This is a genomic window from Pseudomonas sp. SG20056 (genome assembly GCF_031764535.1).
In the GTDB taxonomy this organism is placed as follows: Bacteria; Pseudomonadota; Gammaproteobacteria; order Pseudomonadales; family Pseudomonadaceae; genus Aquipseudomonas.
In genome coordinates, this window is sequence record NZ_CP134499.1 from 432738 (window position 1) to 446986 (window position 14249).

General features: G+C 59.7%; 17 protein-coding genes. All 17 read right to left on the minus strand.

Going from position 1 to position 14249, the window contains the following annotated elements; genetic code table 11:
• Positions 1 to 7: 7 nt before the first annotated feature.
• Complete coding sequence (gene hslV / locus RHP75_RS02095; RefSeq protein ID WP_090254921.1) at positions 8 to 538, minus strand: ATP-dependent protease subunit HslV; 531 nt, start codon at positions 536 to 538, stop codon at positions 8 to 10.
• 141 nt (positions 539 to 679) lie between these two features.
• The gene (locus tag RHP75_RS02100) at positions 680 to 1360 is read right to left on the minus strand and encodes an SPOR domain-containing protein (RefSeq protein ID WP_311090248.1); all 681 of its coding nucleotides are present in this window, start codon (positions 1358 to 1360) and stop codon (positions 680 to 682) included.
• Positions 1361 to 3100, minus strand: a complete 1740-nt coding sequence (gene argS / locus RHP75_RS02105) for an arginine--tRNA ligase (protein ID WP_311090251.1) — start codon at positions 3098 to 3100, stop codon at positions 1361 to 1363. It abuts the gene before it with no gap.
• A gap of 215 nt (positions 3101 to 3315) precedes the next feature.
• Positions 3316 to 5004: a choline dehydrogenase gene (gene betA, locus RHP75_RS02110; protein WP_311090252.1), complete on the minus strand. Its 1689-nt coding sequence runs from the start codon at positions 5002 to 5004 to the stop codon at positions 3316 to 3318.
• Positions 5005 to 5150: 146 nt separating this feature from the next.
• Positions 5151 to 6623 carry a betaine-aldehyde dehydrogenase gene (gene betB / locus RHP75_RS02115; RefSeq protein ID WP_311090254.1) on the minus strand — a complete coding sequence of 491 codons (1473 nt, stop codon included), beginning with the start codon at positions 6621 to 6623 and terminating at the stop codon, positions 5151 to 5153.
• A 369-nt stretch (positions 6624 to 6992) separates the two neighbouring features.
• On the minus strand, positions 6993 to 7583 hold the full coding sequence (gene betI, locus RHP75_RS02120) for a transcriptional regulator BetI (RefSeq protein ID WP_160089646.1): 591 nt from the start codon (positions 7581 to 7583) through the stop codon (positions 6993 to 6995).
• Between the two features lie 69 nt (positions 7584 to 7652).
• Complete coding sequence (locus tag RHP75_RS02125; RefSeq protein ID WP_311090255.1) at positions 7653 to 8402, minus strand: L-2-amino-thiazoline-4-carboxylic acid hydrolase; 750 nt, start codon at positions 8400 to 8402, stop codon at positions 7653 to 7655.
• 34 nt (positions 8403 to 8436) lie between these two features.
• Positions 8437 to 8979, minus strand: coding sequence for a DinB family protein (locus RHP75_RS02130; protein ID WP_311090257.1), 543 nt, complete (start codon positions 8977 to 8979; stop codon positions 8437 to 8439).
• 27 nt (positions 8980 to 9006) lie between these two features.
• A complete protein-coding gene (locus tag RHP75_RS02135; protein WP_311090259.1) occupies positions 9007 to 9315 on the minus strand; it encodes an NIPSNAP family protein in 309 nt (102 codons plus the stop codon).
• Between the two features lie 70 nt (positions 9316 to 9385).
• Positions 9386 to 10360, minus strand: a complete 975-nt coding sequence (locus RHP75_RS02140; RefSeq protein WP_311090260.1) for an endonuclease/exonuclease/phosphatase family protein — start codon at positions 10358 to 10360, stop codon at positions 9386 to 9388.
• Positions 10361 to 10389: 29 nt separating this feature from the next.
• Positions 10390 to 11085 (minus strand): hypothetical protein, encoded by a 696-nt coding sequence (locus tag RHP75_RS02145; RefSeq protein ID WP_311090261.1) that lies wholly within the window; start codon positions 11083 to 11085, stop codon positions 10390 to 10392.
• 106 nt (positions 11086 to 11191) lie between these two features.
• A complete protein-coding gene (locus RHP75_RS02150; protein ID WP_311090262.1) occupies positions 11192 to 11647 on the minus strand; it encodes a hypothetical protein in 456 nt (151 codons plus the stop codon).
• Positions 11644 to 12219, minus strand: coding sequence for a nucleotidyltransferase family protein (locus RHP75_RS02155; RefSeq protein WP_311090264.1), 576 nt, complete (start codon positions 12217 to 12219; stop codon positions 11644 to 11646). The genes RHP75_RS02150 and RHP75_RS02155 overlap by 4 nt, the downstream gene beginning before the upstream one ends.
• A gap of 47 nt (positions 12220 to 12266) precedes the next feature.
• On the minus strand, positions 12267 to 12572 hold the full coding sequence (locus tag RHP75_RS02160) for a cupin domain-containing protein (protein ID WP_311090265.1): 306 nt from the start codon (positions 12570 to 12572) through the stop codon (positions 12267 to 12269).
• A gap of 40 nt (positions 12573 to 12612) precedes the next feature.
• Positions 12613 to 12819, minus strand: a complete 207-nt coding sequence (locus tag RHP75_RS02165; RefSeq protein WP_311090266.1) for a DUF2986 domain-containing protein — start codon at positions 12817 to 12819, stop codon at positions 12613 to 12615.
• A 91-nt stretch (positions 12820 to 12910) separates the two neighbouring features.
• Complete coding sequence (locus RHP75_RS02170) at positions 12911 to 13453, minus strand: HEPN domain-containing protein (protein ID WP_311090267.1); 543 nt, start codon at positions 13451 to 13453, stop codon at positions 12911 to 12913.
• Positions 13454 to 13543: 90 nt separating this feature from the next.
• Positions 13544 to 14197, minus strand: coding sequence for a DUF4145 domain-containing protein (locus RHP75_RS02175; protein ID WP_311090268.1), 654 nt, complete (start codon positions 14195 to 14197; stop codon positions 13544 to 13546).
• Between the last annotated feature and the right edge of the window lie 52 nt (positions 14198 to 14249).

Sequence of the window (14249 nt, forward strand, 5' to 3'; positions counted from 1 at the left end):
GGCGCGCTTACTCGGCGCAGTCTTCTTCTTCGATAGTCAAGGTTTGGTTAGTGAAGACACAAATGGAGCCGGCAATGTTCAGCGCGGTTTCGGTGATTTCACGGGCACTCAAATCGGTTTTTTGCAGCAGGGCCATGGCCGCTGCCTGGGCGAAGCCGCCGCCAGAACCCATGGCGATCAGGCCGTGCTCGGGCTCAACCACATCACCGTTGCCGGTGATGATCAGCGAGGCGTCCTTGTTGGCCACGGCCAGCATGGCTTCCAGGCGGCTCAGCGAACGGTCGGTGCGCCAGTCTTTGGCCAGCTCGACGGCGGCGCGCACCAGATGGCCCTGGTGTTTTTCCAGCTGGCCTTCAAAGCGTTCAAACAGGGTAAAGGCGTCGGCGGTAGCGCCGGCGAAGCCGGCCAACACCTGGCCGTGGTAAAGGCGGCGAACTTTTTTCGCGTTGCCTTTCATCACGGTATTGCCGAGGGACACCTGGCCGTCGCCGCCCATGACGACTTTGCCGTTGCGGCGCACTGAAACGATGGTGGTCAAGGGGAGAGTCTCCACGCAGCGGGGCGAAAGTGCCCAATGCCGAATGAAGTGGGGGCAACGGCCGCCCGCTTCAAGCCCTGTAGCGCATGCTGTCCGACAAATAGTCGTCAGGGCACGCCGCAGGGCCTGAAATCGCGCGGTTTATTGCGCCTGGCGCTGCTGTAACAACAGATTGCTGAAGCCACTGGCGGACAGGGATTTCTGCGCCTGGCCGAGCTGTTCGCGGGTGGCGAAGGGGCCGACCAGCACGCGGTGCCAGGTTTCCTCGCGTACCGTGCCGGATTCCACCTGCACGTTTTGCCCGAGCAGAATGATTTGCGCGCGCAGGCTGTCGGCATCGTCCTTGCGGCGGAACGAGCCGGCCTGAAGGAAGAACTGCGAGCTGACCGGGCCCTTGGCCACTACTGGCGGCGGTGGCGGCACCTGGCCGTTGAGCGCGGCTTCGGCACGGGCGGCGTCGATCTTCGCGGCTTCTTCCGGGCTGACCGGTTTTTGCTCCGGCGGTACAACGGGCTCGATGCTTTGCGGCGGCAGGATCACTTCCGATTCCGGCAGCAAGGTGTAGAAGTCGTACTTGGGCTTGGCCGGCTCGCTGGTCGCGGGCTTGGCGGCTGCAGCTTTGCTGGCCTGAGTGGCGCGGGCCTGTTCGACCTTGCTGCGCTTGATCTCGTCGCGGCCCGGTTCAAGGCTGAACAGAAACACCATAAAGCCGCCGATCACCAGACCGCAGACCAGCCAGAACCAGCCCGGTACCGGTTTTTTCGCGGGCGCCTGGTAACGGCTGGCGCCGCGTTTGGCGGCGGGCTTCTTCTTCGCTGCCACTTACATGCGCTCCAGGGTTTCCAGGCCGAGCAGTTCCAGGCCTTGCTTGAGCGTGCGCGCGGTCAGGGCGGCCAGGCGCAGGCGGCTGTTGCGTACAGCCTCGTCCTCGGTGGAGAGGATCGGGCAGTTCTCGTAGAAGCTGGAGAATAGTCCGGCCAGGTCGTACAGGTAAGCGCAGAGCAGGTGCGGCTCGCCCTTGTCGGCAACGCTGGCGAGCACCTCATTGAACTGTGCGAGCTTGCCACCCAGTTCGATTTCGTGGGCGGCCTGCAGGTTGAGGCTGCCTTCGATCTCATCGAAGCCCTTGCCCAGTTTGCGGAATACGCTGGCCACGCGGGTGTAGGCGTACAGCAGATACGGCGCGGTGTTGCCCTCGAAGCTCAGCATCAGCTCGAAGTTGAAGCGGTAGTCGCTGCTGCGATGCTTGGACAGGTCGGCGTATTTCACTGCGCTGATGCCCACCGCGCGAGCGATCTGGCGCAGTTCGGCTTCGTCCAGTTCAGGGTTTTTGCCTTTGACCAGGGCGTAGGCGCGCTCTTCGGCTTCATCGAGCAGGTCGACCAGTTTTACCGTGCCACCATCGCGGGTCTTGAATGGGCGGCCATCGGCGCCGTTCATGGTGCCGAAACCCATATGCTCCAGCTGCATGCTGGCCGGGACGAAGCCAGCCAGGCGCGCGGCGGTGAAGACCATCTGGAAGTGCAGGGCCTGGCGCTGGTCGACGAAGTACAGCGCGCGGTCTGCTTTCAACACGTTGGCACGGTAGCGGGTGGCAGCCAGGTCGGTGGTGGCGTACAGGTAACCGCCGCCGGCCTTCTGCACGATCAGCGGCAGCGGGTTGCCTTCGGCGTTCTTGAACTCGTCCATAAACACGCACTGGGCGCCGTCGCTTCCGCTGAGCAGGCCCTTGGCCTTGAGGTCAGCGACCACGTTGGCCAGGTCGTCGTTGTAGGCGCTTTCACCTTTCACGTCGGCCATGGAGAGCTTCACGCCGAGGCGGTCATACAGCGCCTGGCAGTGGCTCAGGGAAATATCGTTGAAGCGGTGCCACAGGCGCAGGCACTCGGCGTCGCCGGCCTGCAGCTGCACTACCAGCTCGCGGGCACGCTCGGCGAACTCAGGGGATTCGTCGAAGCGCTTCTTCGCCGCGCGGTAGAAGCCTTCCAGGTCAGCCAGCTCGCTTTCGGCGGCCGCCGGGTTTTCCTGCATATAAGCCAGCAGCATGCCGAACTGGGTGCCCCAGTCGCCGACGTGGTTCTGCCGGATCACCTCGTCACCGAGGAACTCCAGCACCCGCGCCACGCCGTCACCGATGATGGTCGAGCGCAGGTGGCCAACGTGCATCTCTTTGGCCAGGTTGGGCGCCGACAGGTCGACCACCACGCGCTGCGCTGGGCCAGCCTTGCGCACGCCGAGCTTGGCGTCAGCCAGCAGGGCATCCAGGCGCGCGGCCAGGGCCTGGGTGTTCTGGTAGAAATTGAGGAAACCCGGGCCAGCGATCTCGACCTTGCTGATCGCCGCATCGCTCGGCAGCGCGGCAATCAGCTTCTCGGCCAGGTCGCGCGGCTTCATGCCGGCCGGCTTGGCCAGCATCATGGCGATATTGCTGGCGAAGTCGCCGTGGGTCTTGTCCTTGGTGTTCTCCACCTGAATGGCCGGGCTCAGGCCTTCCGGCAGCACGCCGTCGGCAGTGAGGCGGGTCAGGGCTTGCTGGATCAGGTGGCGAATGCTGTCTTTCATGGTCTGCTCGGTCGGCCGTGGGGGCGGCGGCGCACAAAGGCGCTGGTTGAAAACTGCGCATTATCGACGCCCTTCGCCCGCAGCTTCAAGCAGCGCGTGGTTTCTCCGGGCTAAAGGCCGCCGCTATGGGTAGCAGATCACGCCGCGCTGGGCCTCATATAAAGAAACGCCGCAGAGGCGAAACCGCTGCGGCGTCTGGGTGTGGCGCTGTAGCGTTACGCGGAACGCTGCGCCGTGCCGCGTACTGCCGCGTTGCCTGCGACGAAATACGGCGCAGTGCTGCGTGGCAGCGGGGCGCGGCCACGGATTTTGTCGGCAATCTTCTCGGCCATCATGATGGTCGGCGCATTCAGATTACCGGTGACGATCAGCGGCATGATCGACGCATCCACCACGCGCAGGCCCTGCACGCCATGCACCCGGCCCTGACCATCGACCACTGCCATCTCGTCTTCGCCCATCTTGCAGGAACACGACGGATGGTAGGCCGTTTCCGCATGTTCGCGGATAAAGGCGTCCAGTTCGGCGTCGGTCTGCAGCTCGGCGCCGGGGCTGATCTCACGTCCGCGATAAGGGTCCAGCGCGGCCTGCGCCATGATTTCGCGGGTGATGCGGATGCCGTCGCGGAACTCGCGCCAGTCCTGCTCGTGGGCCATGTAATTGAACAGGATGCTCGGGTGCTGGCGTGGGTCCTTGGACTTGATCTGAATGCGTCCACGGCTCGGCGAGCGCATGGAGCCCATATGTGCCTGGAAACCGTGCTCCTTCACCGCGTTGCTGCCGTTGTAATTAATCGCCACCGGCAGGAAGTGGTATTGGATATTCGGCCAGGCAAAGTCCGCGCTGGAGCGGATAAAACCACCGGCCTCGAACTGGTTGCTGGCGCCGATGCCCTTGCCGAGGAACAGCCAGTTGGCGCCGATCATTGGCTGGTTCCACCATTGCAGCGCCGGGTACAACGACACCGGCTGCTTGCAGGCGTATTGCAGGTACACCTCCAGGTGGTCCTGCAGGTTCTGGCCGACGCCGGGCAGGTCGTGCACCAGGGGGATATCCAGCTCACGCAGCAGCGCCGCCGGGCCGACGCCGGAGCGTTGCAGCACTTGCGGCGAAGCAATCGCGCCGCTGCACAGCAGCACTTCACGGCGCGCGTTGACGGTGATCGGCGTGTCGTTATCGCCCTGCAGATAGGCCACGCCGCTGGCGCGTTTGCCGCTGAACAGAATGCGGTCGGTCAGGGCATGAGTAACGATGGTCAGATTTGGCCGTTCGCGGGCCTGATCGAGATAGCCGCGCGCGGTGCTGGAACGCCGGCCCTTGGGCGTAACGGTACGGTCCATCGGGCCGAAGCCTTCCTGCTGGTAGCCGTTTAGGTCATCGGTGCGCGGGTAACCGGCCTGCACGCCGGCTTCGATCATGGCGTGGAACAGCGGGTTATTGCCGTTTTTCGGCGTAGTCACGCTCACTGGACCCTCGCCGCCGTGGTAGGCATTGGCGCCGATGTCGCGGGTTTCCGCCTTGCGGAAATACGGCAGGCAATCCAGGTAGCTCCAGTCTTCCAGACCTTTTTCCTCGGCCCAGCCGTCGTAATCCATGGCGTTGCCACGGATGTAGCACATGCCGTTGATCAGGGAAGAGCCGCCCAGGCCCTTGCCGCGCCCGCATTCCATGCGGCGGTTGTTCATATGCGGCTCGGGGTCGGTCAGGTAGGCCCAGTTGTAGCGCCGGCCTTGCAGCGGGAAGGCCAGGGCGGCGGGCATCTGGGTGCGGAAATCCAGGCGGTAGTCCGGGCCGCCGGCTTCCAGCAGCAGCACGCTGACGTCGGCGTCCTCGGTCAGGCGGGTGGCCAGCACGTTACCGGCCGAGCCGGCGCCGATGATGATGTAGTCGAATTCCTGGGGCATAAAAGCTCCTGTAGCCCGGATGCACTCCGGGGAAAACGCGGTGACTGTTCCCGGATTGCATCCGGGCTACGGGGCGGCGATTTTTGTGGGAGGGGCTTTAGCCGCGATACTTTTCGCGGCTAAAGCCCCTCCCACGGGCGTGATATTCAAAACACCGAGGTGTAACCGCCCAGCTCAACCTGTACCGATTTGATCCGCGTGTAGTGCGCCAGGGTGGTCAGGCCGTTTTCGCGGCCGACGCCGGACTGTTTGTAACCGCCAACTGGCATTTCTGCTGGCGACTCGCCCCAGGTGTTGATCCAGCAGATGCCGGCTTCCAGCTTGTGGATCACCCGGTGTGCGCGGTTCAGGTCGCGGGTTACCACGCCAGCGGCCAGGCCGTACTCGGTGGCGTTGGCGCGGCGGATTACTTCTTCTTCGCTGTCGTACACCAGGATGCTCATCACCGGGCCGAAGATTTCCTCGCGGACGATGGTCATGCCGTCGTTGCAGTCGGTGAATACCGTCGGCGCGACATAGGCGCCCTTGGCGTACTCGCCTTCGGTCACGCGATTGCCGCCGATCAGCAGGCGTGCGCCTTCGCTGCGGCCTTTTTCGATATAGCCGAGCACACTTTCCATATGTGCCGCGCTGACCAGTGGACCGAAGTTGGTGGCGTCATTCAGCGGATCGCCGAGGCGGATGCGCTTGACCCGCTCCAGCACCTTGGCCTCGAAGCGGGCCTGCAGCATGCGCGGTACAAACACGCGGGTGCCGTTGGTGCAGACCTGGCCGGAGCTGTAGAAGTTGGCCATCACCGCGATGTCGGCAGCGCGGTCGAGGTCGGCGTCTTCGAAAATGATCAGTGGCGATTTGCCACCCAGCTCCATGGTCACTTCCTTGAGCGACGAGCTGGAGGCGCTGGCCATGACCTTCTTGCCGGTCACGGTGCCGCCGGTAAAGGAAATCTTCTCGATGCCCGGATGCTCGGTCAGCCACTGGCCCACTTCACGGCCGCTGCCGGTGAGCACGTTGAACACGCCATCCGGCACGCCGGCAGCAGTGTAGATTTCCGCCAGTTTCAATGCACTGAGCGAGGTGACTTCGCTTGGTTTGAAGATCATCGCGTTGCCGGCAGCCAGGGCCGGGGCGGATTTCCACAGGGCGATCTGGATCGGGTAGTTCCACGCGCCGATGCCGGCGACCACGCCCAGCGGCTCGCGGCGGGTGTAGACGAAACTGGTGTCGCGCAGCGGGATCTGCTCGCCTTCGATGGCCGGGATCAGGCCGGCGTAGTACTCCAGCACGTCGGCGCCGGTGACGATATCGACGTAGCGGGTTTCGCTCAAAGGTTTGCCGGTGTCGAGGGTTTCCAGCTCGGCCAGTTCATCGTTGCGCTCGCGCAGGATATCCACGGCTTTGCGCAGGATGCGCGAACGCTGCATGGCGGTCATCGCTGCCCACACCTTCTGGCCTTCGGTGGCGCTGGCCACGGCCAGTTCCACGTCCGCCTTGCTGGCGCGCTGCACGCTGGCCAGCACTTCGCCGGTGGCCGGGTTGATGCTGTTGAAGGTTTCGCCGCTGCTGGCCGTTACATAACGGCCGCCAATAAAGAGCTGCTGTTCGTCGAAGCGGGGCATGGCGCGTTCCTCGTGTGCGGTGGGCGATGCGAGCCGCCTGGCGCAGGTCATTGGTCTAGGCAATATAGACGCAAGGCTAAATTATCTTAATTGAACGATCAATCAATAAAAACGACAGGGCGCAGTCAAACACGACACGCAGGGCGTGTAGACGTTGGTATTCGGGTTGTTTGAGGTTTTGCGCCAGTCAAGTGCTCGCCAGCCGTGCTGGCGGGGTCAGCGGGGTATGTAGGAGCGGTGGGGACAGCTAGTCATTGGCCGCGATGTTATTCGAGTTACCGCGAATCGCGGGCAAGCCCGCTCCTACAAAAGCTGAGCATTCCTACGGCAGTCCACTCAGCTAACGCCTCGGCGGAAGGTGTGCGAGGTTTACTGCGCCTTGGCCAATTGCAGATCAAGGTATTCGTATGCAATTGCAATTGCCTGGCGGGTGTCGAAGCCTTCGCCGGACAGCGCCCCGCGCAGCCACAAACCATCGATCAAGGCCGCCAGGCCACGGGCTGCGCTGCGTGCCTGCTCCTGCGGCAACACCCGACGGAATTGCCCGCACAGGTTGGAATACAGACGGTGATCGTTGACCCGCTGCAAACGCCGCAGCGCCGGCTGGTGCATGCTGGTGGCCCAGAACGCCAGCCAGGTTTTCATCGCCGGGCCGTTGACCTGGCTGTCATCGAAGTTGCCTTCAATCATCGCTCGCAGGTGTTCGCGCGGCTGGTCTGGCGGCAGGCTGGCGCGGCGTGCGCGCACGGCATCACTGAGCGCCTGCATCAGGTGGCGCATGGTGGCGTCGAGCAGACCGTTCTTGTCGCGGAAATAGTGGCTGATGATGCCGTTGGAGACCCCTGCGATCCGCGCAATATAGGCGATGCTGGCATCGCTCATGCCGACCTGATCAACCGCTTCGAGGGTGGCCGCAATCAATTGCGAGCGGCGGATCGGTTGCATTCCGACCTTGGGCATCTGCTTCTCCGTCGATGGGGGCGTCCCCGGAATGCGCGCAGTCTAGGCCGGTTATTGTTGAGCGATCAATCAAACATGACGTTCCAGGGATGACCTGTCGGTCAGGGATATGCCCCGGCGCAAAGCCGTTCGCGACTCGTTAGGCGCGCTATCGGCAGCGCTGTTGCTCGCGCCTTCACGGGCAATCAGCTCGGTGGGCGGTACGCTAAAGCGAAAATCACAATACGCCGCGCCGCCGGCGAGGGTTTGTCTGCGCTGCAGCGTCACGCCCCAGTCCGTAGCCAGACGGTAATCCAGGCTGCATGCGGCAAAGTGGGTCAGCTCCGGCGCACCCTGCTTGCGCAGGTAACTGGCCAGCGGGCACACCTGCACATCAAAGGCCACTCCAGCGACCTCGGGTAGATTGCTGCGTTGGAAAGGGCGGGTAAACACCAGGTTGAACAGCGCATCGAGCAGCCACTGAATGCGCGCCTGCAAGCGGCTGCTGCGCAGGCGCGACAGCTTGAAGGCCAGGGCGCTGGCCGGGGCGAAGATCTGCCAGTTGATCTGCTCGATCCACTCGCCGGCCTGCTGCTGGCCAATGCCGTGCTCCTGCAAGGCGCGGTAAAGCGCGTAATCCCACTGCATATAACGCAGCAGCAGATTCACCCCCGGCGAATGGCTTACCCGCGTGCGTTGCAATTCACCTTGTACTTCCAGGGTTCTGGCCCATACCGCTGCCGCCGTGGCCGCAGGCAAACACGCACTCAGCTGCGTCTGCGCCGCCCGGCGAAAGGCGGTGCGCGGGAGATAAACCAGCAGCAGGGCGAGTGGCTTCATCGGTTGTCTTGGTTCTGGCGGATTGCAGAGCGCATTAGCGAGGCTCAACGTCGGCAATCAGCGCCAGTAAATCGGTCACGCCGATATCCTGACCGGCCTGGTGCAGCAAGGTGCTGGCCTGGCCGCGATGGTGGGTCTGATGATTGAAGAAATGCAGCATCAGGCTGGCATAGGGGCGCTGCGCTGGTACGCCCTTCATATTGCCGTAGGCCAGCACATATTCCAGATCCGCTTCACTCAGCGCTGCGACCCAGTTGCTGATATGCCCATCCAGCCGGCTGCGCAAAGCTTGCAACGGCGCGAAGGTATCGAACAGCAGCTGATCCAGCGCCGTCGGCCGCTGTAAATCACTGATCGCCGCGCGCAGCTCTGTGCAGGCCGGGTGCTCGGCAAAGCGCTTGAGCCAGATGATATCGCCCACCGCAATATGGTTGAGCGTGGCGAGGATGGACGGGAAAAACGCCCCGCGATCCTCAGTCAGCGCTTGCGGCGAGAGCTGGCCGGCAGCCGCGTAGAGCTTGTCATTCATCCACGCGTTATAGCGGGCCATCAACTGGAAGTGGGCTAGCTGGGACATGCGTTTAACTCGGCAACTAAGGTTCAGTCAGGCATCGAATACCGGGCGGAAGAAGGTGCGCTCGTAGCTGAGCACACACTGGGTCTCTTCCGCATATTTAAAGGCCGCCAGGCACTCGGCGTCGGCAAAGGATTTCAGCCGGTACTGCTCGTACTCCGCCAGGCTGGGGAAGCTGAACATCGCCAGGCCGATATTGTTGGCACCTTCCGAGGGCAGAAAGTAACCGTGATGCGTACCGCCAAACTTCTCCACCAGGGCAATCCACAGCTTGCCGTAATGCTCGAATTCCTTGAGTTTGCGCGGGTCGAGCACATAGCGGATATGGCAGGTGATCATGGTGGTCCCTCAATGTTGGAATGGCTTGCTGTGCGGGTGCAGGCTGTTAGGCAAGGTAAACCTGTCGCCTTTATTTCTCTAGCGCGGGCACCAGGCGAACCAGCACCGGCAAATGATCCGAGCCCAACTGTGGGCCTACCTGGCGCGCCACCACCGCCCAATGCGGCGTGACCAGCACATGGTCGATAGGCAAGCCGAGCACGCCCTGCAAGACGGCCGGCCAGGTCGCGGCCAAGCCGCTGGCGCGGCGTAAACCCAATTGCGCCAGCCCGCTAAAGGCCGACGACCAGGGGGTGGCATTCAGGTCGCCGGCTAAAACCGTCGGTATGCCGTTGGCTGCAGCTTGCTGGGCCAGGGCCGCCAACTTGGCGTTACGCATGCTGTGATACTGCGGCGAAAGCGGCGGCATCGGGTGCAGGGCGATAATTCCGATCGGCTGGCCGTGCCATTGCAACTGCGCCTCGATATGGGCAATCCCCTGCGCATCCTCGATTACCTCGATCTGCAGCAGTGGATGGCGTGACAGCACGGCGATGCCAAAGGGGCTGTCCTGGGCAACTATGTGTTGAAAGGGGTAATTGCGTAGCGTGCGCAAGCCTTGCGCATAGGCGGGGGAAACCTCCAACAGCACCAGCACATCCGGTTTTTCCTGCTCCAACCAGGTGGCTAACCCTTGCGTGTTGCGGCTATCTAGATGGACGTTGGCACTGGCTACGGCCAACACCTGGGCCTGCGGCTCGCCAGTCGGTGCCGGCGCGGATGCCGTCAGCCAGGGCAATGGCAGCGCTAACAACAAAACGACCCAGCGCTTATCACGGCAACAAGCCAACCCGGCAAACACAACAAGCCCGAGAAAGAACAGCCACTGCCAATGGCTGGCCAGATCGATCAGCCAGACCAGCGTGCCTGCTACGCCAGCGAGAAGGTGCGAGAGCAGCGGCAGTAGCAGGCCGAGTAGGCACAGCAGCGCCAGCGTATAAATGCGTCTGGCCCAGATAGCGCTGTGGGCTGGCTTGGATCTATCTGGTTGGCGGGTTGTGGCCATATTTGATTATTCGCGCTGCCAACAACGGGTTAGGGCTCATGGCTGAAATGACCATGCTGCAGAAACTGCTTGATCTGACTGGTCACAATATCGGCACTCACCATAAACGTATGGCTGTGCGGAACAGTAATAAAGTCCTTCATCTCAGCGAGCTTGGCGCTCTCCACCGAAACCTTGCCATCGTTTGGCTTGGGCAAATCTCCAGCAAACCATGGGTCCAGACTTTCCGTGCCGGCAACTATGCCGATCTCCAGAGGGATCGATTTAAGCTGGTTGGGCGTGCTGTCGCTTTCCGTGCTGAGCTGCTGTCCGGCTGGCCCGGTGGCCAATTTGTACCACCACTGGTCTTTCTTGTTCGTCGTTACCTCACTGCCGTGGTTGGGCGGGCCGAGCATGACCACCCGCTTGGCTTCGGCAACAACGTTGTTCTGAAAATACTGCCTGACCAAGATGCCGCCCAACGAGTGGGTAACAAAGTGGATGCTCTGCGCGCCGGCTTTTTTACACTCGGCAATGCCATCCCCGACTACTGATGCCAGCTGCTGAATGTTTTGTTCAGTGGACGGGTAGCTGTTGTTGATAACGGTGTAGTGCTCTTTGGCTAACGAGTCTTCGATTGCATTCATCGAGTAGCTGGTTCGGCCCATGCCATGCAATAGCACCACGCACTCATTGGCCAGTGATGCCGGCGCGATAAACAACAAGAGATAAAGAGTGAGGCGCATGTGGATTAACTCTGCAGAAAAGTGCGCTAGAACAGCGGCTGTGGGTCTGCTATGACACTCTGGCCAGCCCTTGGCTGGCCCATTCTTCAGTGGCGGTGGGCGCGAGTTATAAAAACGGCAGCAATGAACGACAGGACATAACGGTCGAGCAGAGCACTGCCTGATTAACCGCAAAGCCCAAGCCGAAACCGCTTATGCCAGTGACAAAAGCGGCGGTACTGCTCTGTTGTGTACGCCGGCTGATCACTGCGCCGATAAGTAGTCCGATAGCCGCTCCGGGTAATGAGCATAAATGGCCGAGGCCAAGCAGGTCGTGGGTGGGCGCAGGTGTCCAGTTGGCGTAGATGTACACGCCGAATGAGAGGCAGGCTGCAGCAATGCCGCCCGTGATAAATAACGGTTTTGGCTTAACCAGCCGTGCCAGGGCGAAGGTGCCAAGGAGTACCAAGGTGTAATACCAAAGCCCCATAAAAAGCACGTCGCCCTTGATCAGGGTGAGCGCTGTAACTGCTGCAATAGCTATCGCCGTTGCGATGGCGTCCGTGCGAAATGTTCCGTTCATCTTTTGAACTCGTGAAGTGGCGGCTCAGTAGCGCTGATGGTGAGCCAAGGCCAGCGCTGCTGATAGGACGCGGCCTTTTGGGCAAAAAGGCTTGTATGCGGTGTCAGCGGGTTTGGCGTCAGGGTTCCCTTATACAAAAGCTCAAGGCCGTTTGGTGCGTAGACCTTATCGGGGTTAATGCCAACGCATGTTCCCGGTATCAGAAAGCGGTCGATGCCTTCCCTGGCGCTGCTCAGCGCTGCATAGGGATGGCCAAAATGCGCTTCATACCAAAGGTGCACCCGCGCCTGGTTGGCGACTTCCACGGTTATGCCCAGGTCTGCCAGTACGGTTTCTACATGGCGCTGCACGGCGCTTTCAGCCGCTTCGCTCAGGTCAGTAGGGTCGAAGTAGAAGAAGTCGTAATCCTTGATCTTGCTCTCCGGCGGCTGTGCAGAAAGCACATTCCACACCGTCTGAAACAGGCAGCCGGCGACTAGCCAGCCATCCGTGAGGTTCAGCGCATCCCAGCGCTCGATGATCTGTGCGTTATTGCGGTTTTGCAGTACATCGGTGCGAAACGTTGCTTGCATGCTGATCTACACAAAAGGCGGCAGGGTTATTCCGGGGTTGTTATGCCTTATACAAACCAGAATTCAACCTCATCGGTCTCGACCTCAAATACAGCGGAGTGCTCAACGTTTGCAGGTACGTGATACCACTCGCCGACGCCAACCCGGATCGTCTGGTTATTCATCGTCAGGATCAATTCGCCGCGCGTAATCACGCCATGGTTATCGGTGTCATGGGTATGCGGCGGGATGGAGGTGCCGGCAGGGTAGGAGGCAAACAGAACGGTGCTGTCTTTTGCCTCAAGCTTATAGGCGTCAAAGCGGCCATCGAATAAGGGCAGCTGTTTGATTCTGTTTGGGTATTGGCCTGGCATCTGGGCTTTCTTCCTTGTAGTCCATCACGGCGTATTGAATTTATGGTTGGGGCGCGTCTTTGGTTTCAGCGATTAAATCCGATTCCGTTGGCTCGGGAGTAACGATTGAATCTTGGCTGGCTTCAGCGGCCAGCTTTAAACGGTCGGCTTTGCTGATATAGGTGGATTTTTTCTTGGGTGCCAATTTGGCATTGGCTTTTTTGGCGTGTGCTTCGAGCAGCTGTTTGATTTTCTTGCGGCGGTTCATTTTTAGCTCGATTTAGGTGTTAAGGACGAGGCTAGTGACTCGTTTGAGTGATCAGCCGGGGGCTTAAATTGTGGTCTGTTTCCTATTGCTCTTAGATATTGCACTCCAAGTAAGCGTCAGTGGCTTTTACTAGATCTTTGATAAAACGAATTACCTTTTCCAGCTCATCGCGCTTAATAAGGTGTGCCGTAGGTGCGCCATTGTTTATTGGCTTGGACCGATGCACAGCGTCGCCGCGTTTTGAAATCCATTGATTAAGTGATGTTCTTGCTCTTTCTGGGTCATGGTTTGCCCAGTTCCAGCCTTGAGTAACATCAAGATCCAGATAGTCTGTAAATATTTTCTTTGTTTTGTCAGATGTCGGATTATGAAATTGCTTTAGTTCAAGTTGTAACTTTTTAATGATGAAATTTCCGACATAGCTACCGGAGACCGCAGCAAGGCGCTTTTGCACACCTTCGGTCACTCGATCTTCCACGTATGTTTCCCATGCTGTTAGTGCCATAACCAAACCGGCTCGTTTGAGCACCTCAGCGTTTGCTGGAGGAGGATTAGTATTAATTGAGTCGAAATGAGCAAGGAGCTCTTCCGCGTCTCTTATTCCATACTCGAATGATGTTTTGGCAAGGGACATTTTGTGATCTCTAACGATTAAGCTAGGGGGTGGCTTCAGACCATCCCGGCGAGCGGAGTGAGCGATTTCAGCGCATAGTTAGCCGACAATTTAGGTGAAGTTGGAAAGCAGGAAGTGTTCTACAAAGCCAACCATGCTGCCAGCATCTTGCGGTGTCAGTTTGTCCCAGTTCGCGTGCATAGCTTGGTTACGAATTTTTGGCATTGCCGCTAAAAGTGCTTTTTGTGGGCCGGAAATTAGGCCTTGCGATTTAAGTGAATTTACAACTTGATCCATAGTATTACCTTCAACATCTAGGCTGTTTGCTATTGCAAACCTCTTTAATGCGTCTTCTAATGCTGCTGATGCCAGAACTGTTGCAACTGTATGATGTCCTTCAGCTAGAGAGGCTTTGGCTAGTGCCACTAAGTCACCAAATAATTCTCCGGTTACGCTCTTTTCAATGTTGAATATGTAGCCGCCCTCGACGTCGCTCTTTGCACCCATAAAAATTCCACGGCATGCTTGAAGTGCTCGTTCCGGGATGTAATTATTTTGAATGGCTGACATTTCATTGTTGAACCGCGTGTAGTGCGGATTATTTGTGCCAAACACGCCGTGAAATAAACTAAGCACGCTTGCAGCCCAAGTGTAGAAAGCTTGTGTATCTGCACTGTGTGATTCACGGCCAAGGAGCGGAATGCGGGCTCCTATTGCTAAGAGTTCGTCAAAGCGCTGCTGAACTTTCACTTGAATATGTGACATGACTTTCCTTGTTGGCTAATGATTAAGCTAGGGGGCTTTAGCTCGTCCCCGC